The following is a 16720-nucleotide window of genomic DNA, read 5'->3' as shown; positions in this document are numbered from 1 at the left end:
GACTGTCGGCTTCCGCATCAGGTCACATCTTCCGGCTCGATAGTTCGCCTGCGGCGGACGAGGGCGGGTACGGGGGCTGCGGCGACCACCGTGAACGGGACGGCGATCGGGAAATCGGCTCTCTGCGAGGTGAACTCGTAGTCGCGGACCAGGGTCGCCAGGGCGAGAGTCGCCTCCAGCATCGCGAACTGGTCGCCGACACATTTGCGACGCCCACCGCCGAATGGCAGGTACTGCCAGTGGTCGAGCGTCTTCATCTTGTCGGGGGTGAAGCGGTCCGGATCGAAGCGCAGCGGATCGTCCCAGAGTGCCGGATCGCGATGCATCGCATAGAAGGACAGGGACACGACGGTGCCGGGACTCAACCGGAAACCGTCCGCCGCCAGGTCGTGTTCGATGGTGCGGATCGCCCCGGCACCGGGTGGGCACAATCGCAACGCCTCATGCAGAACACGCACAGTGCATTCGAGGCCGCCGACGTCCTGCGGGGACAGTTCCGGCCCGCACGATGACGCCTCGGCGCGCACCTGCTCCTGAATCTCGGGGTGATTGCCGAGAGCCCACAGGGAGTAGGCGAGCGTGGTGGCGGTGGTGTCGTGGCCGGCGACCAGGAAGGCCGCCAGCTCTTCCGCCACTTCCGCGTCGGTCAGGGTCTCGCCGGTGTCGGCATCGTGGGCACCGATCAAAGCTCGTACCAGTGGCGCATCGACCGTGGGATCCTCGTGGCAGCGCCGGACGATGTCGTCGGCGGCCGATCGGATCTCCCTCGCGGCCGCATACGCACGACGGTGTGCGGGAGTGGGAAGTTGATGTGGCGGGCGCAGTGGTGCGAGTGCGCGGTCGGTGATGTGCGCCAGCACAGTCCGGATCGCGTGTCCCAGTGATTCGGTGCGGGCGACGTCCATGTCGATGCCGAACATGGCCCGGGTGACCGCATCGAGGGTCATCCTGCGAACCTCGGCGTCGATGTCGATCGTCGCCGCCGGACCCCACTCGGTCATCCGTGATCGCGCTGCGGCGCTCATGTCCCCGGCGTAGTCCTGCACTCGATTCTTGGTGAACAGCGGCTGTACGGCTTTGCGGTGTGCGGTCCAGGGGTGATCCTGCATGTCGAAGAGGTTGTAGCCCAGGACATATCGCATCTCGACGAACAGCGGCGAGGTCTTGTCCGCGCTGCCGTGCGGGGCGGTGAGAACATCGCGGATGCCTTGTGGCGACGTGATGAAGACGATCGGGGGCATCAGCGACTTGGGACCGAGCTTGACCATGACGACAGGTCCGGCCGAGTCGCGAACCGTTTCGGCGAATGTGTGGAACTCCCGGATCTCACGCAACTGGCGCAACTTGGGGAGCGGGCAGCGTGGGGGTGGTGGCAGCGTGGAGACGTCGGGCTGAGCGGATCGAGTGGCCATGGCGGCCTCCGTGTCGGGGCAAGAAGTCGGCTGTTATGCGCGTCGTCGCGCGGCTGTGTGGGACTGACGTCGATGCGGTGGAGAGTGCGGCAACAGTACACCCGCGCATTCCTATATGTCCAGGTCAAACGTACTTTTTGGGTGCTAAACACTCGCCCGGAAATGTGAGGCAGGTAACACTCCTTCGATATGTACCGATATGACCGATATGTCACGCACATCGGTCAGAAATGTCGGCGTCGGGCTTCTGTCCGGCGTACTCATCGCACTCGTTCCGGCGGCGCCGGCATCGGCGTCGACACGGGTCGAGTACACGCCGACCTACACACACGGCAAGACCGGCTCCGGACCGATCTGTGGTGGGAAGATCTCGGGGGTCGTCGTGACCCATCCCATGGCGCCCGGCCGCGCGACCGTGTATCTCACGGCGAAGCTCAAGGCTGAACCGACACTCACGCTGACCTGGGCGTGCGACGTTCCCACCACCGTCCACTGGGTGAACACGCGGACCGGCCGGCGCGGCGCGACATCGGTGACGTTCACGCTCACCTCGCTGCCGCAGACGAAGGAATGCACACCGATTGTCAATGGAGTCCGCTGCGGCACCACCGCCGAACTGCGCCTGAACACCGGAACCGGCCAGATCCGCTCGTGGATCACCACCCGGCTGCGCCACATTCCGGGCCACGCTCGCTTTCAGGTGTTCTAGGGCGTGTCGCCCAGCCCGCCTGCTCAGGAGTGCAGGGAGCGGAGGCGGTCGGCGGCTTCGGCGATGACGTGTTCCTGTTTGGAGAAGGCGAAGCGGACGAGGTGGCGCCAGGAGTCGTGGTCGTCGACGAAGGCGCTGACAGGGACGGCGGCGACACCGACCGTCGCGGGGAGTTCGCGACAGAACTGTGCGGCGTCGTCGAATCCGAGGGGTCGGGGGTCGGCGCAGATGAAATAGGTTGCCTCGCTGCGGTGTACCCCGAAACCGGCGTCGCGCAAGGCGCCGGTGAGCAGGTCGCGCTGATGCTGCAGGCGGGCGGCAGAGCCTGTGACCCAAGGCATCTCGTGGTCGAGCGCGTGGGCGACGGCCGGCTGGAACGGTCCCGATCCGACATAGCTCATGAATTGTTTGGCCGCCCGCGCGGCCGCCACCAGTTCGGGCGGGCCGCTCAGCCAGCCGACCTTCCAGCCTGTGCAATTGAATGTCTTTGCAGCGCTGGAGATCCGGAGAGTGCGCTCGCGCATGCCGGGGAATGTCGCGAGGGGTCGATGGGCGCGGCCGTCGAACAGCAGGTGCTCGTACACTTCGTCGGTGACGGCGACGATGTCGTGTTCGATGCACAGCCGGGCGATCTCGGCGAGGTCGCCGTCCGACAGGACGGTGCCGGTCGGATTGTGCGGCGAGTTCACCAGGATCAGGGACGTCTTCGCGGTGACGGCGCCCGCCAGGCGATCGCGGTCGAGGCGGAAACCGTCGCCGTCGGGGACCAACGGCACGGTGCGCCGCACCCCGCCCGCCATCGCGACCGTGGCCGCGTACGAGTCGTAATACGGCTCGATCATCACCACCTCGCGGCCCGGTTCAACGAGTCCGACGATCGCACCCGCGATGGCCTCGGTGGCGCCGACCGTGATCAGGACCTCGGTGTCCGGGTCGTAGTCGAGGCCGTAGTGCGCGCGCTGATGCCGCGACACCGCCTGCCGCAACACCGGCACCCCGATGCCGGGCGGGTACTGGTTCTGGCCGTCGTTGATCGCGTCGACGGCCGCCGCCAGCATCGACGCCGGGCCGTCGGTGTCGGGGAAACCCTGCCCCAGATTGATCGCGTCGTGGGCCACCGCCAGCGCCGACATCTCCGCGAAGATCGTCGCCCGGAACGGGACCAGGCGCTCGACCATGCCTGCGTGGGACTCGGTGCTCATGCCCCTCAGGCTAGTGGCAAGTAACATGGCCGCACGTGAGCACTCCACCGCCCGGCTACCCCGGACCGCAGTACCCGCCGGGAACACCACAGCCGGGCGTCTATCCTTCTGCTCCGACCGGCGCATTCGGGCAACCCCAGGTTCCCGGGCAACAGCCTTACGCCCAACAGCCCTACGGCCATGGCTATCCGTTTGGGCAGCCACAGCAACCCGCGTATGGTCAGGTGCTCGGCTACGGCACCCCGTATCCGGCGCCGCCGTCACCGCCCAAGAAGTCACGCACCTGGTTGTGGATTCTGATCGGTGTCGGAATGGTCCTGGTCGCAGCGCTCGCCGGAGTACTGGTCGTGGTCGCCACAAAGGGCAAAGTGACAGACGCCGACGACGTCGCCATCGGCGACTGCCTACGGGTCACCGAGTCGGCATCCTCGGTGAAGGCGAACGAAGTCGATTGTGGCACAGAAGAATTCCATTTCGCTGTGGTCAGCAAGACCCAGGACCGCACCGCCTGCGGCGACTACTCGCAACTGTGGTTCACCGGGCTGAGTGGCGACAGGTCCGGTGAGGTGCTGTGCCTGGCGCCGATCATGCGCGAAGGCAGTTGCTACCAGTTCCCCACAGTCGAAACAGACACCGCTCTCGCCGACTTCAACGACGCCGCATGCGGTTCGAATCCGACCGTCACCGGTGCCCGGGTGCTACGCGTCGAATCCAAGGTGTCCTCGCAGCCGTCGTGCCCGAGAGGTCAGGTTCCGCTTTTTATGGCGCGCCCGACTCCGGCGGGCTACTGTTTGGCCGAAGTGACCGATGAGTGGCAGAGCTGAAGGACAGGTAATGCGGAAGAATACAATGCTCACAAGGGTTTCGGTGGCATGTGCGGCGCTCGCCGTCGCCGGGTTCGCGGTGGCCTGCAGCAGTGGCGACGACACTCAGATCGGCAAGGCCGCCGACGCGAAGATCGGTGAGTGCCTCACCATTTCCGGCGGCGGCGGCAAAGAAGAAAAGGTCGATGTCGACAAGGCCTCGTGCGACTCCGGTGACAAACTCACCTTCTACGCCGCCTCGGTCATCGCGGAAGACGCCAAGTGCGTCAACGAGAACTACTCCGTCCTTACCTTCGAAGACAAGTCGCGGCTGTGCATCACGCCGAACTTCGTGAAGGACCAGTGCTACCAGATCCCGATGAGCAGTGGCATCCTCGCCGACTATCAGAAGGTCGCCTGTGATGCGACCCCGAAGGAAGGTTCGGCGATCTTCAAGACCACCGAACGCAGCGAGGCCACGCCCACCTGCGACGGCACCCAGCTCGCCGTCGGCTACGAAACCCCGATCAAGGTCGGCTACTGCCTGCTGAAACAGGATCAGGCCTGAGCCATCAGCCGATGGCCGGGCCGAGGAGGTCGTCGGCGTCGGTGATGCGGTAGGCGTAGCCCTGTTCGGCGAGGAAGCGCTGGCGGTGGGCGGCGTAGTCGGCGTCGAGGGTGTCGCGGGAGACGACCGAGTAGAAGTGGGCCTGGCCGCCGTCCTTCTTGGGGCGTAACAGCCGGCCGAGGCGCTGCGCCTCCTCCTGGCGGGAGCCGAACGTGCCCGACACCTGCACCGCCACCGACGCCTCGGGCAGGTCGATGGAGAAGTTGGCGACCTTCGAGACCACCAGCGTCGATATCTCCCCGGACCGGAACCGGTCGAACAGGATCTCGCGTTCCTTGTTGCGGGTGGCACCCTGCACGACGGGGGCGTCGAGTTCGTGGCCGAGTTCTTCGAGCTGGTCGATGTAGGCGCCGATGATCAGGGTCTGCTGGCCCGGATGCTGCGCCAGGATCGACTTGACGACGTTCACCTTGGTGTGGGCGGTGGAGCAGAGCTTGTACTTGGTGTCGTTCTCGGCGACCGCGTACTGCAGGCGTTCCTCGTCGGTGAGGGTGACGCGCACCTCGACGCAATCGGCGGGCGCGATCCAGCCTTGGGCTTCGATGTCCTTCCACGGGGCGTCGTAGCGCTTGGGGCCGATGAGGCTGAACACATCGCCCTCGCGGCCGTCCTCACGCACCAGGGTGGCGGTCAGTCCGAGGCGCCGTCGTGATTGGAGGTCGGCGGTCATCCGGAACACGGGCGCGGGCAGCAGGTGCACCTCGTCGTAGATGATCAGGCCCCAGTCGCGGGAGTCGAACAGGTCGAGATTCTTGTACTCGCCCTTGGATTTTCGGGTCATCACCTGATAGGTGGCGATGGTGACGGGCCGGATCTCCTTGCGCTCGCCCGAATATTCGCCGATCTCGTCCTCGGTGAGTGACGTACGCGCCATGAGTTCACGTTTCCACTGCCGGCCGGCGACGGTGTTGGTGACCAGGATCAGTGTTGTCGCACCGGCTTTCGCCATCGCCGCCGCACCGACCATCGTCTTACCGGCACCGCACGGCAGGACGACAACACCGGAGCCGCCCGCCCAGAACGAGTCGGCGGCCAGCTCCTGATAGTCGCGCAGGTGCCAGTCGGACTGGTCGAGCGCGATGGGGTGTGCCTCACCGTCGACATACCCGGCGAGATCCTCTGCGGGCCAACCGATCTTGAGCAGGATCTGTTTGAGTCGGCCGCGTTCGGACGGATGCACGATGACGGTGTCGTCGTCGATCTGCGCGCCCAGCATGGGGGAGACCTTCTTGTTGCGCATTACCTCGACGAGCACGGCCCGGTCCAGACTCACCAGCGTCAGCCCGTGCGCGGGATTCTTGACCAGTTGCAGCCGCCCGAATCGGCCCATGGTGTCGATGACGTCCATCAACAGCGGCTGCGGCACCGCATACCGCGAATACTTGACCAGCGCGTCGACGACCTGCTCGGCGTCGTGACCGGCGGCCCGCGCGTTCCACAGGGCCAGGGGCGTCACCCGGTAGGTGTGCACATGTTCGGGGGCGCGTTCGAGTTCGGCGAACGGCGCGATTGCCGCCCGCGCCGCACCGGCATCGGGGTGATCCACCTCGAGCAGCAGCGTCTTGTCGGATTGCACGATCAGGGGTCCATCGGTCACCCGCTCCATTGTCCAGATCCGCGGACTGCCCGGCCACCGGGGTGCCGGCGGGCCGCGTCGGGGTCGAGAGTTGACCAATACTCGCAATTATTTTATAAAATAAAATCTATCACCGGCTGCGACGCTGCTCCCCTGGGAGCCACCACCCGCCGGGTTGAGGTCCGGCTCAGGAGGGGAGTTCCGTAGGTGAAGCTGGTAGCGAGTGCTGCTTCGGCAATAGTCATGTGGTCCACGCGGCATCGGCCGACGGTCTTCGCGGCCTGGCTGGTCCTGCTGGCCGGCAGCATCGGCGTCGCCCTCCTGGGGGTCGGACAACTCGGGAACGACTTCGGGGTTCCCGGGTCCGACTCGGACCGGGCCGTCGAGATGGCCCGGCACATCGACCCGCATCTGTCGGGCACCAACGCGATCGTGGTCCTGCACACCGACACGCCGATCAGCTCCGGCCCATCGCGGGCTGCCGCCGGCGACGTGGTCGCGAACATCCGTGACATCGAGGAGGTGTCGGCGGTATCGGACCCCTTCGCACGCAACCGCGTGTCACAGGACGGGACGACGGCTCTTATCGACGTTCTCTACCGATCGCCGGTCGAGAAGCTGTCGCACGACGACGTCGACACGCTGCGGGCGGCGACGTCGCCCGCAGCCGCCCTCGGCATGACAGTCGAGTTCGGTGGTCAGTTGATCACGGAGAACGCATCGCGTGGATCGGTATGGGTCGAACTGATCGGCGTCGCATTCGCTCTGGTCGTGCTGACACTCACGCTCGGGAGCGGCTCCGCGGCCCTGGTCTGCATCTCTGTCGCCGGCATCGGTGTCGGAACGGGCCTGGCTCTGGTGACGGTGCTCAGCGCGGCTACGCCGATTCCGACGACTGCCCTGACGCTGGCGGCGATGGTCGGCCTCGGCGTCAGTGTCGACTACGCGCTGCTGTTGGTGGCCCGGCTCAGAGATGAGGCAGGACGGGGAAGCGAGGCCGACAATGACAGCTCCCCGGTCCTGACCACCAGCCGGACCGCAGGTGGGTCGATTCTGGTTGCGGGCATCACGGTCGTCGTCGCGATGGCGGGACTGCTCCTCGCCGGGATTCCGGCGATCTCGGCGATGGCGTACGCCTGCGCCCTCACGGTGGCGACGGGCGTCCTCGCCGCATTGACCCTGCTGCCCGCGGTGATGACGGTGCCCCGCCTCGCCCACGTCGTCGACGTGGGGCCGGGACCGCACGGTGAGAGGGCACACCGCACCCGATCACGCTGGCGGGCCTGGTGTACCCGGGTGACGGCACGCCCGTGGTGGTGGCTCGGCGCTGCCCTGGTCGTCGTCGGAATCTGCGCCGCACCGATCGCGAACCTGCAACTCGGGCAGCTCGACGCGAGCGTCGATCCGACCAGCCACACCCAGCGCCGCGCCTACGACCTCATCGCGGAGAAATTCACTGCCGGCGCGAATGATCCGCTGTTGGTGGTGGCCGCCACCGAGGGGGCCGCGGTCGAGCCCGGCCATGTGGTCAAGCAGCTCGCGGCCGATCCCGACGTCGCTCGCGTCGACGTGATCGGTGCCGACGCGCGAGGCATCGTGCTGTCGGTTGCACCTCATCCGTCGGCGAGATCACCCGAGACCGTGGTGCTCATCGACCGGGTGCGGCGGATGGACGTATCCGGCAGGCCGATGCACGTCGGTGGCGCGAGCGCCGCGTACGTCGACTTCACGAAGAAGATCGAGTCGCGGTTGCCGATTGTTGTGCTGACGACGATCGGATTGTCGTTCCTGGTCCTGTTGTGCGCTTTCGGGGCGCCCGTTGTCGCGGTGAAAAGTGCCCTGCTGAACGGGTTGTCGATCGCGGCGTCGCTTGGGGTTGTCGTCGCGGTATTTCAGTTCGTCGTCGGCTGGCCGATTCCGTCGTTCATGCCGTTGCTGATGTTCGCACTCGTCTTCGGGTTGTCGATGGACTATGAAATCTTCATCCTGTCGCGGGTTCGTGAGGCTTACCTGCGCGACGACGCGGCAGACAATCGGCGCTCGATCATCGACGGAGTGGCGGCATCGGCGCAGGTGATCGCGCCGGCGGCGATGATCATGATCTTGGTGTTCGCCGGGTTCGCGATGGATTCGGACGGGAATATCCGCATCATGGGTTTCGGGCTCGCGGTCGCCGTCCTTATCGACGCGACCCTGATGCGGCTCATACTGATTCCCGCGTCGATGTCGCTCATGGGACGGGCCAATTGGTGGCCGCGGACCGGGTGCGTGTATCGCCGTCAACAAGTAGGGAAGTAGCTACAGATCAAGCAATTTCCGGTGTCCGTCAATCTGAACTCTGAACAAGGTGATCATGTGCGCTGACCTGCGCTAGTGCTTCGCGCGCGTGCTCATACTCCCGGGCTATAGCGATCCTGGCCGATTCGGGGTCATTCACGGCGAGTGCGGCCAGCAACTGTTCGTGGTCACCCCGTGCGGTGTGGTGCCAGCCCGGTGCACTCGTATACGTCCCGAACGGCGTGTAGCGATTCGCATGGCCGAGAAGGTTCTCAAGTTTTCTCGCTCCGGCGATCGTGTTCAGGACGAGATGGAACTCCATCTCCCATTCGGTGATATCGGCAGGTTCTCTGTTATTTATCTCAGTGAGCGCTGCGATATCGGCGGGCTGAACATTCTTTGCGCACCGCTCGACGATCCGTCCGTAGATATTGGCCTGAACCCAGAACATGTCGTCGATGTCCTCCGGCGACAGTGGTGCGACGACGAAACCGCGATACGGTTGCAACTCGACGAGATCCTCGGCCTGAAGTTTCAGCAGGGCCTCCCGAACCGGTGTGATGCTGACACCGAACTCGCGTGCGGTCTGTTCGAGCCGAAGCCGATCGCCCGGCGCGTAACTGCCGCTGAGGATCCGTCCGCGCAGATCGGCCGCGATCGCTTCGGTCTTGAGTCGACGATCCTCGCCGGCCACGGGATCCTCCCACTGATTCGGTCGGGCTTCGGGTCTCTCGATGCTACGCCCGAACCGTCGGGCCCCGGATCGGCACCGGGTCCAGCCCTCTTGTAAGGGTTACCTAAGCGGCGTAGCGTGCCGGGGATGGGGAAACTTGCCGAATCACCGCTGGATCCGAGAGCACGCGCCGTCGCCGACCGCCTGCATGGGGCCAGCAAGAAGGAAATGGTCCGCAGTGCGGCGCCGATGCTGGCGGGTATGGTCAAGCACCGCATCACGCAGGGGAGTTGGGACACCACCCAGACCGCCGAGGGTAAGCGGTTTCTCGCCGACAAGATGGTGGCGCTCGATCCGTCCAAAGCGGCGCTGGCCTACTTGTTGTGCCGGTCGCTCGGTGCCCGGCGCGTCGTCGAGGCGGGGACGTCGTACGGGGTGTCGACGATCTATCTCGCGGCCGCGGTCCGCGACAACGTGGCCGGAACCGACGATCCCGCGATCGTGTACGGAACCGAACATGAGCCGGGGAAAGTATCTGCGGCGGAACGGAATCTGACCGAAGCCGGGGTCGCAGAGTATGTGGACATCCTCTCCGGCGATCTGCGCGAGACGCTGACCACGGTCGACGGCCCGATCGATTTCATGCTCGTGGACATCTGGATCCCGATGGCGCTGCCCGCGTTGCGGGCCGTCGAACCGAAACTACGTAGTGGTGCACTTGTGTTGTGCGACAACGTGGTCAGTGGTGCGACCGACTATGCCGACTATCTCGCCTACGTCCGAGACCCGGACGGCCCGTTCCAGTCGGTGACCATCCCCGGCCAAGGCGGCGTCGAGATCTCCATGAAACGCTGACGACTGAAACGCCGAGAATCGCTCCCACATCAGAAAAGAATGTGGGGGCGATGGCGTCAGCCCTTGACGCAGACCACCTGGCGCAGGTGGGCGACGACCTCGACGAGGTCGGTCTGGGCGGCGATGACCTCGTTGATGTCCTTGTAGGCGGCCGGGATCTCGTCGACGACCCCGGCGTCCTTGCGGGACTCGACGCCCTGGGTCTGGGCGATGAGGTCGTCGGCGGTGAACAGCTTGCGTGCCTTGGACCGGCTCATCCGCCTGCCCGCACCGTGTGATGCGGAGAAGAACGACTGCTCCGAGCCGAGGCCCCGGACCACGTAGGAGCCGGTGCCCATCGAACCCGGGATCAGGCCAAGGTCACCCGTGCCGGCCCGGATGGCACCCTTACGGGTCACCAGCAGTTCCATGCCGTCGATCGTCTCGGTGGCCACGTAGTTGTGGTGGCAACTGATCGGATCGTCGAAACGTACTGTGCGGGTGGGGAAGCTGTCGCGGACGGCGTTGCAGACGAGCGTCAGCATCACCTGCCGGTTGCGGGCGGCGTACTCCTGTGCCCAGTCCAGGTCGTGCCGGTAGGCGTCCATCTCCGTTGTGCCGGTGAGGAACACCGCAAGATCCCGATCGGGCAGAGCGCCGTTGTGCGGGAGCTTGGCGGCGATCGACATGTGCCGCTCGGCCAGTTCCTTACCGATGTTGCGGGATCCGGAATGCAGCATGATCCACACCGCGCCCTCGTCGTCGAGGCAGACCTCGATGAAGTGGTTGCCGCTGCCGAGCGTGCCCAGTTGCTTTCCGGCACGGGTATCGAGTTGCCGCACACCATGATGCAGGTCGGTGAACCGGCCCCAGAACGCGTCCCAACCCCGGCCCACCTGCAGCTTGCGCACGTTCACAGGCCGCTCGTGCGACCGGAAACCGACCGGGACCACCGCCTCGATCGCCGAACGGATACCCGACAGGTCGTCGGGCAGGTCCTCGGCGGTGAGATCGGTTCGTACCGCGGACATTCCGCAACCGATGTCGACACCGACGGCCGCCGGACACACCGCATCGCGCATCGCGATCACCGAACCGACCGTCGCGCCCTTGCCGACGTGGACGTCGGGCATCACCCGAACCCCGTGCACCCAAGGCAGACTCGACACCCGGCGCAACTGGTTGCGGGCGTCGTGCTCGATCGACTCCTCGTCCGCCCACAGCAGTGTGGATGCCTTGGCTCCCGAGAGGGGCACGGGAAAGCTGGTACTCATGACTGTTCCTGAGGTCTGCGTGCCCCGCCTCGTGCGGGGCGCGCATCACCGTACGACACGTACCCCGGTGCCGTCCAAAGGTTTTCAGGTGATCAATTGTCGAGGAGTTCGACGCTGGTCATGCGGTGCAACCAGAATTGCCGCGAATCGTCGGTTCCTGATTCTTCGGCGAGTAATTGGCCGGCACCCAGCGACAGTGGGGACACCACATGTTTGCTGGCCGAACCGTGGCCGTCGACGTAGCCGATGAGGAGCTTGCGGCTTGCGCGTAATGCGAGCTGGATGAGGGCGGTCGCCGACTCGCCGGCGTCGGTGGCACGTACCGGACGGCCGGTCGCGGACGACGATGCGCGGCCCGCCCGGTCGCCGGCCCGCAGTCGGCTGATCACAGAGAGCAACTGCTCTTCGGTGGGGGCGGAGCGGCGTGGGGAGGGCTGCCGTGGTCGGCGGGACGTGCCGACGCGGCTGCCGATCTCCCGCAGGTCGACCAGCGCACCCGACGAATCCTCGCCGGCGGGAGCGAAACCCGCGCCGCGCAGGGCCTCGATCACCTCCCGCACCTCGGCGTGCGCGACCGCGACCGTCGGGGCCAGCGCCCGCAGCGCCAGACGCCCGGCGACATCGCTGCGCAGCACCGCCGCCAGCGTCGCCGGGTCCTCGCACCGCACGAATGACGACGCCACTCCCACCCGGAGCTGGCCGTGGCGGCGGGCGACGTCTTCGATCAGATAGGTGAGCGACTGCGGGACGGGGGTGCGCGAATGCGCGGTGAGCATGGTGATCAGTTCGCTGCTGCTACGTCCGGTGTCCAGCGCCCGGCGGACGCTCGCCTCGGTGATCCGGTACACCGACGCCGCGCCACCGGACTCGAGGTCGGCGATCAGTTCGACCTGCTCGGCCAGCTCCGGGGTCAACGGCCCGGGCACCATCAGCGTCAGATCGGCCTGGGTGAGGAAGTGGTCGACCGGCTCGGGCAGTGCCTTGTGCATCGCCGCGACCAGAGCCGTGTCGTCACCGGGCTCACCTGCCAGTGCGGTGCGGCCCACGGTGGTGACGCAGCCGTGCGCCACCAGGCCCACATCCCGCGCCTCGCGCAGGGTCTCGGTGACCACCCGCGAGGTGAGCCGGCGCATCTGCCGCGGATACGACCACACCAGCACCTCGCACAACCCGGCCACTTCCCATGCCTGCGCCGGTCCGGCGAGTGCGAGGGTCTCCAGGATGGTGCGGCGCTGCGCGGGTGCGTACGCGTCGAACAGGTCGGCAGACAGTGCGGCCAGCGCGTTGCCGTCGCGGTCGGGCGTGCCGATCTGCCAGGGCCGGCGCGGAATATCGAGCCACGCCGCAGCCAGCACCGACCACTGCCGGTCCGGTGGCTGATGCAGCCACGCGTCGGCGGCGCCGGTGGGGGCGAAGTACTGGTCGCCGGTGTCGCCGGGCGGCGGTGGGTCGGGCAGGCCGGCGTCTATCAGGCGGGCATGGGAGAGGAGTTCGACGATCAGCCCGACCCGCTGCGGATCGAGGTCGGCGGCCTTGGCGATGCGTCGCAACTCTCGCACTCCGAGTGCGCCGGATCGCAGGAGCGCAGCCGGGGCGGTGCCGAGAATCCGCAGGACGGTGGTGGTGTGCCGGATCAATTCGATGGCCTCGCCACCGGCGGCCGCCTCCACGTCGGCGGGGGAGAAGCGGGACTTGGAGGCCTGCGGTGTCGGCCGGCGCAGATCGTCGGCCCGGATCGGCGCCTCGCCGCGCAGCAGTTGACCGACCATCGGCGGCAGTTCGACCGTCTGCTCGTCGACCCGCGCCAGGAGGCCGAGCGCGATCAGCCGGGGGATCGGGCGGGCCGGATCGGCGTCGGCGGCGGCGTCGCGGGTCCGGCCCAGCGCCGGGCCGCGGGACAGGGTGCCGAGCAGTTCGGACTGCCCTTCGTCGAGGCCGTCGAGAAGGGCGTGGATGTCGTCGGGGGAACGTCCGGCGAGGGGACCGGTGAGCTGCAATGCCTTCCACGGCAGCGCCGACGGCGTATGCGCGCCGATCATGAGCTGTTTCGGCCCGCCCCAGACGAGCGCGCGGCGGCGTAGCAGGTCGATCCGTTCGAGCACATCGGCGCGATCGGCGCGTTTGCCCAGCGCCTTGATCACCGCGGTCGAGGCCACCGGAATTACCGTGCGCGCACCGGAATCCGGTGTGGACAGCGCGATGAGCTGTTCGAGAACGGCGACGGCCGCAACGTCGAGATCTTCACCGGCGAGGGTGATGGACGCGGCCGACAGCGCACGCTGACCCAGCACCCCTGAACCCTGAGGCGGGGGCGCCGCCAGATCGGGCCGGGCGACGAACAGCGCGACCAGATCGTCATCGGATCGGGCCGCGAGGTCCTCGGCCAATCCGATGTGCAGATCGTCGGCACTCATTTGCACGATTCTACTGATACGACCCCGGGGGGCTCGTGGCAGAATGACCGTCGTGGCTCAAAACAAGCATGGCAAGAAGCAGTACATCGACAACGGCTGGCCGGTCGACGACGAGGGCGGCCATCAGCATGCGGTCTCCGAGTTCGCCGCGAGCGTGCCGGGTGCGTTGTCGCCGTTCGGCGATGTGACGTTCCCGCTGCCCGCGGAGAGTCTGTCGTTCGTGCAGTCGCACACCGTCGTCAACCGCTGATCCGGCGGTGACCGACCCCGGGCCCGCGCCCCGCCTGTCACATATCGACGGGTCGGGCACGGCCCGCATGGTCGATGTCGGGGACAAGGCGAGCACGCGCCGACGAGCGGTGGCCGGTGGTACTTTTCGCACCACCCCGGAGGTCATCGCGCTGCTCGTCGACGGTGAGCTGCCGAAGGGCGATGTGCTGGCCACGGCCCGGATCGCCGGGATCATGGCCGCCAAGCGCACCGACTCGCTGATCCCGCTGTGCCATCAGCTGTCACTGTCCTCTGTCGATGTCGAGTTCACCATCGACACCGAGTGCATCGGGGTCACCGCGACGGTCTCGACGTCCGGGCAGACCGGCGTCGAGATGGAGGCGCTCACCGCGGTGGCCGTGGCCGGTCTCACCCTGCACGACATGGTCAAGGCCGTCGACCGGGCCGCCCGGATGGACGACATCCGATTGCTGTCGAAAACGGGGGGCAAGTCGGGGGACTGGTTTCGCGACGGCACCCCGTAAGGACCATCTCATGAGTGCACATGCCGGCCGGCCCCTGCGAGTCGCGCACGTGGTGGTGGCCTCCACCCGAGCGAGCCGGGGTCTCTACCTCGATCAGACCGGTCCGCTGATCGAACAGTGGCTGACCGAACGTGGCTTCGACGTCACCGAACGCACCGTCGTCGCCGACGGCGAACCCGTCGGCGGGGCGATCCGGACCGCGATCTTCGAACAGGCCGACCTGGTCATCACCACCGGTGGCACCGGACTCTCACCCACCGACCGCACCCCCGAACACACCAGACCGCTGCTCGACGTCGAGATCCCCGGCTTGGCAGACGCCATCCGGGCCGCGGGCGCGCCGGCAGTGCCGACGGCGATGCTTTCGCGCGGGGTCGCCGGGATCGCCGACCGCACCCTCGTGGTGAATCTCCCAGGATCGACGGGCGGAGTGCGGGACGGGCTGGCGGTACTGGATACGGTGCTCGATCACGCGCTCGACCAGATCGCCGGAGGGGACCATTGACCGCCGGAGGCAGCACTTGACCGCCGGAGGCAGCACTTGACCGCCGGAGGCGACTCACGGCCCGAGATCTGCACGCAGGTGTGCGACACGCCGATCTCGCAGCATGAGCATGAGGACCGGGTAGTCGGACTGTCCGGAGGTACGGCCGGTGCGATCGTCGGCTTCGGCGGCATCGTCCGCAATCACGACGGCGACCACGATGATGTGGTCGCGTTGTCGTATTCGGCGCACCCGACCGCACCGGCGGTGCTCGATGAGGTTGTCGCCGAGGTAGTGGCGGCGGCCGGTGCCGGTATCCGGGCGGTCGCGGTGTCACACCGGGTCGGTGACCTGCGGGTGGGCGACGTGGCGTTCGTGGTGGCAGTGGCCGCCGATCATCGTGGGCAGGCGTTCGGGTTGTGCGCAGAACTCGTCGACGAGGTGAAGGCACGACTGCCGGTATGGAAGCATCAGATGTTCGCCGATGGGACCGACGAATGGGTGGGGTCGGCCTGAGCGGCTGGGCCGGAGCGCGACGACGTCATGTGCCGAAAGGTCGCCGGACCCAACGCGTCCCTCGCCCCTGCGTCGCTTCGGCCTCAGGGATCAAGATGGTGGGTCGCGATCGGACCGGAAAGGCTTCAAAGACGGCGAAAACCTCCGCACGGACCGTGGTCGACGCGCGGAGGCTTTGGCCGGGATGCTACTTGGGCAGCTGGTTCTCGTACTGGTTGAACAGTGCGATCTGATCGGGGCTGAGCTCGAAGCCGCTCTTCTTGGCGGCGGCCCACATCTTGGTGATCTGGGGATGCACGTTGAGGGACTCGAGGGCCTCGTCGATCCGGTTCTGCACGTCGCCCGTGTTCTTGGCGAGGTGATCGGCGACCTTCTGGATCGCCTGGGGAGCGTCGGGAAGGGTCACCCGGGGGGCCTGCGGTGCGGGCGTGGCGGCCTGGGGGGCGCTGCGCGGGGTGGGTCCGGACAGGACGGTTCCGCAGACCGGCCACGCGCCGCGGCCCTGACCTGCGAGGACACGCTCGGCGACGACGATCTGCTGTTCACGGGTGGCCATGTTGGCCTGCGGGGCGAACTCGCCGCCGCCGTAACCCGACCACGTGCTCGGGCTGAACTGCAGGCCACCGTGGTAGCCGTTACCGGTATCGATGGCCCAGTTGCCGGTGGACTCGCACTGAGCCACCTGATCCCATTCGGCGTCGGTGGCGGCGTGCGCCGACCCGGTGCCCAGGAGTGCTGCTCCGCCGCCGAGGACGGCGCCGGTGAGGGCCACCTTGGCGATGGTCTTGCCGGCAGTGCTGGTTGTCTGTTTACGATGACGTCCGGACATTGTTCTGTGGTTTCCTCTCTCCACGCGCCTACGAAGTCAGCTGTCGGGTTCGAGCGAGAGGTTGCCCGGCCGGATGTCGTGCATCCGGCTTAACCCCAAGGGCATCGGATTATCGATGCCCGGTCTCGCGATGAGGGTGGGTCCCCCGTCCTCGTTCCTGAATGTGGGTCACGACCGGGGGTGGAACGAGGCTCAGCGCGACCACCCGGTCGTTATGTATTTGTTTCTTACGGTCGGTCGTTCGGAGGACCGAACGATTCGTAGACTACGACGTTTGTCGTCGGTATTCACCCATGTCGGCGACGGTATTTCGGGTCGGATTCCGTGCCGCCGG

At 66.8% G+C, this 16720-nt stretch carries 16 protein-coding genes and 1 riboswitch; of the genes, 9 read left to right on the top strand and 7 right to left on the bottom strand.

Annotated elements, in window-relative coordinates:
* Window positions 1-17: 17 nt before the first annotated feature.
* On the bottom strand, window positions 18-1412 hold the full coding sequence (locus tag Q0627_RS10195) for a cytochrome P450 (protein WP_291020338.1): 1395 nt from the start codon (window positions 1410-1412) through the stop codon (window positions 18-20).
* A gap of 199 nt (window positions 1413-1611) precedes the next feature.
* Here Q0627_RS10195 and Q0627_RS10190 point away from each other — a divergent pair, with 199 nt between their 5' ends.
* The gene (locus tag Q0627_RS10190; protein WP_291014936.1) at window positions 1612-2121 is read left to right on the top strand and encodes a hypothetical protein; all 510 of its coding nucleotides are present in this window, start codon (window positions 1612-1614) and stop codon (window positions 2119-2121) included.
* 23 nt (window positions 2122-2144) lie between these two features.
* Here the strand turns inward: Q0627_RS10190 and Q0627_RS10185 are convergent, their stop codons facing one another.
* Window positions 2145-3323 carry a pyridoxal phosphate-dependent aminotransferase gene (locus tag Q0627_RS10185; RefSeq protein ID WP_291014939.1) on the bottom strand — a complete coding sequence of 393 codons (1179 nt, stop codon included), beginning with the start codon at window positions 3321-3323 and terminating at the stop codon, window positions 2145-2147.
* Between the two features lie 35 nt (window positions 3324-3358).
* On the opposite strand from Q0627_RS10185, the gene Q0627_RS10180 reads away from it, so the two are divergent.
* Both Q0627_RS10180 and Q0627_RS10175 read left to right on the top strand, forming a co-directional pair.
* Window positions 3359-4147: a hypothetical protein gene (locus Q0627_RS10180; RefSeq protein WP_291014942.1), complete on the top strand. Its 789-nt coding sequence runs from the start codon at window positions 3359-3361 to the stop codon at window positions 4145-4147.
* A 10-nt stretch (window positions 4148-4157) separates the two neighbouring features.
* Window positions 4158-4694 carry a hypothetical protein gene (locus Q0627_RS10175; RefSeq protein WP_291014945.1) on the top strand — a complete coding sequence of 179 codons (537 nt, stop codon included), beginning with the start codon at window positions 4158-4160 and terminating at the stop codon, window positions 4692-4694.
* Window positions 4695-4698: 4 nt separating this feature from the next.
* Here the strand turns inward: Q0627_RS10175 and Q0627_RS10170 are convergent, their stop codons facing one another.
* Window positions 4699-6351: a DNA repair helicase XPB gene (locus Q0627_RS10170; RefSeq protein ID WP_324384620.1), complete on the bottom strand. Its 1653-nt coding sequence runs from the start codon at window positions 6349-6351 to the stop codon at window positions 4699-4701.
* Between the two features lie 186 nt (window positions 6352-6537).
* Between Q0627_RS10170 and Q0627_RS10165 the strand changes: the two genes are divergently transcribed.
* Window positions 6538-8628, top strand: coding sequence for an MMPL family transporter (locus Q0627_RS10165; protein WP_291014950.1), 2091 nt, complete (start codon window positions 6538-6540; stop codon window positions 8626-8628).
* Window positions 8629-8656: 28 nt separating this feature from the next.
* Here the strand turns inward: Q0627_RS10165 and Q0627_RS10160 are convergent, their stop codons facing one another.
* Window positions 8657-9301 (bottom strand): GntR family transcriptional regulator, encoded by a 645-nt coding sequence (locus tag Q0627_RS10160; protein ID WP_291014951.1) that lies wholly within the window; start codon window positions 9299-9301, stop codon window positions 8657-8659.
* 126 nt (window positions 9302-9427) lie between these two features.
* On the opposite strand from Q0627_RS10160, the gene Q0627_RS10155 reads away from it, so the two are divergent.
* Window positions 9428-10135, top strand: a complete 708-nt coding sequence (locus tag Q0627_RS10155) for an O-methyltransferase (protein ID WP_291014953.1) — start codon at window positions 9428-9430, stop codon at window positions 10133-10135.
* A gap of 56 nt (window positions 10136-10191) precedes the next feature.
* Here Q0627_RS10155 and Q0627_RS10150 read toward each other — a convergent pair whose 3' ends face one another.
* Window positions 10192-11388: an RtcB family protein gene (locus tag Q0627_RS10150; RefSeq protein WP_291014955.1), complete on the bottom strand. Its 1197-nt coding sequence runs from the start codon at window positions 11386-11388 to the stop codon at window positions 10192-10194.
* Window positions 11389-11480: 92 nt separating this feature from the next.
* Entirely contained in the window at window positions 11481-13802 is a 2322-nt protein-coding gene (locus tag Q0627_RS10145; protein ID WP_291014956.1) for a helicase-associated domain-containing protein, read from the bottom strand.
* Window positions 13803-13845: 43 nt separating this feature from the next.
* Here Q0627_RS10145 and Q0627_RS10140 point away from each other — a divergent pair, with 43 nt between their 5' ends.
* The 4 genes from Q0627_RS10140 (at window position 13846) to Q0627_RS10125 (ending at window position 15557) form a co-directional block, all read left to right on the top strand.
* A complete protein-coding gene (locus tag Q0627_RS10140) occupies window positions 13846-14052 on the top strand; it encodes a hypothetical protein (protein WP_291014959.1) in 207 nt (68 codons plus the stop codon).
* A 67-nt stretch (window positions 14053-14119) separates the two neighbouring features.
* Window positions 14120-14557, top strand: a complete 438-nt coding sequence (moaC, locus tag Q0627_RS10135; RefSeq protein ID WP_291015021.1) for a cyclic pyranopterin monophosphate synthase MoaC — start codon at window positions 14120-14122, stop codon at window positions 14555-14557.
* Between the two features lie 10 nt (window positions 14558-14567).
* On the top strand, window positions 14568-15062 hold the full coding sequence (locus Q0627_RS10130) for a MogA/MoaB family molybdenum cofactor biosynthesis protein (RefSeq protein WP_291014963.1): 495 nt from the start codon (window positions 14568-14570) through the stop codon (window positions 15060-15062).
* Between the two features lie 78 nt (window positions 15063-15140).
* Complete coding sequence (locus tag Q0627_RS10125) at window positions 15141-15557, top strand: molybdenum cofactor biosynthesis protein MoaE (RefSeq protein ID WP_291015023.1); 417 nt, start codon at window positions 15141-15143, stop codon at window positions 15555-15557.
* 187 nt (window positions 15558-15744) lie between these two features.
* Here the strand turns inward: Q0627_RS10125 and Q0627_RS10120 are convergent, their stop codons facing one another.
* Window positions 15745-16386: a transglycosylase family protein gene (locus tag Q0627_RS10120; protein WP_291014966.1), complete on the bottom strand. Its 642-nt coding sequence runs from the start codon at window positions 16384-16386 to the stop codon at window positions 15745-15747.
* Between the two features lie 9 nt (window positions 16387-16395).
* Window positions 16396-16566: riboswitch (cyclic di-AMP (ydaO/yuaA leader) on the bottom strand.
* Window positions 16567-16720: the final 154 nt, after the last annotated feature.

Source organism: uncultured Gordonia sp. (assembly GCF_937858515.1).
GTDB lineage: Bacteria > Actinomycetota > Actinomycetes > Mycobacteriales > Mycobacteriaceae > Gordonia.
The sequence above is the reverse complement of the archived record's forward strand: the minus strand, read 5'-3'. Positions and strand labels throughout refer to the sequence as shown.